The 1,194-nt window shown below is 65.4% G+C and carries 1 protein-coding gene; it reads right to left on the reverse strand.

All coding sequences use genetic code 11. The features are described from left to right. Nucleotides 1-250: 250 nt before the first annotated feature. Nucleotides 251-538, reverse strand: a complete 288-nt coding sequence (locus ACJOT3_RS34650) for a transposase (protein ID WP_406977351.1) — start codon at nucleotides 536-538, stop codon at nucleotides 251-253. Nucleotides 539-1,194 lie beyond the last annotated feature (656 nt).

Raw genomic sequence — 1,194 nt, forward strand, 5'->3', positions numbered from 1 at the left:
AGCTCGCCCTGGTCGAACAGCTCCGCGGCGACCAGGCGTCGTTTCTCGTACTCGGCAGGAGTGCGGGGAGAGGAGAGGGGAAGCTCCATGGCCAGGGTTTTCCCAGCTCGCTCGGCTGTCAACCCACACATCAAAGATCAGTAGAAGCCGGAACGGGAAACGTCCAGCCGGGAGCACATGAAGGTGACGGGGAAGGCGTACTTCGCGGTGTCATCGGCCCGGGTGGTCTCGATGAACTCGTAGATGTCCGTCACGGACGATTCTTTGCGAAGTACGCGGCTGCTTTTTTCAGGAACTCGATCTCCATGGCCTGTTCACGGTTGATGCGTTCGAGTTCTTTGAGGCGGGCGCGTTCGTTCAGGTTCAGGTCGGGGTTCGCGTTCTCGTGTTCTTGCCGGTGTTTTTTGACCCACTCGCGCAGGGTCTCGGTGTTCACGTCGAGCTCTCGGGCGACCTGGGAGATCGGTCGCTGTGTTTCCTGCACGAGTTTTACGGCTTCGGCGCGGAACTCTGGCGAGTATTTACTCGGCCTGCCCATGTGCCCTCCTGGTTTCCTTAAGGAATGATTGTATTGGATCCCTGTCCGGAAACCTCGGGGCACCTCAAACCTACAAGTCCGTCTCACCCCCTGGGGCGGAGGTCGCGGTTCTTCCTCCCCAACCCCCCTGGGGCCGGGGCCGGAGGCCTCTTCCTGCCGTCACCCCCTGCGGCGGGGGAGGCACAACGCACTCCGGCTATGGCTAAGGCCCCGGGCAGGTGACCGGGTTGTGGCTAAGGCCCCCCGGCCAGGTGAGAAACCCCCAGGGGCCAGGGCCGGAGGCCTCTTGCGGCCGTCACCCCCTGCGGCGGGGGTGGCCACGGATGTGACCGGGCTGTGGCTAAGGCCCCGGGGAAAGTGGGAAACCCCCTGCGGAGGGGGGAGCGCAACGCCCTCCGGCTGGGGCTGAGGTCCCCGGTCGGGTGGGCAACCCCCCGGGGCCGGGGCGGGAGGCCTCTTCCTGCCGTCACCCCCTGCGGCGGGGGAGGCACAACGCACTCCGGCTATGGCTAAGAGCGTGTTTGAGAAGGGTGGGTCACGGTCCGAGCACTTCGCTCTCACCCGGCCCCAGGCCCTGTGAGCCTGGCCTTCATGACCCGTGAGCCGACCTACCCCTCGGACCTGACCGATGACCAGTGGGCGTTGATCGAGCCCCT

The organism is Nocardiopsis protaetiae (genome assembly GCF_045446735.1).
GTDB lineage: Bacteria > Actinomycetota > Actinomycetes > Streptosporangiales > Streptosporangiaceae > Nocardiopsis > Nocardiopsis protaetiae.

Coding starts and splice junctions, on each gene's coding strand:
- ACJOT3_RS34650 (WP_406977351.1), bottom strand. CDS start 538: ATGGGCAGGCCGAGTAAATACTCGCCAGAGTTCCGCGCCGAAGCCGTA.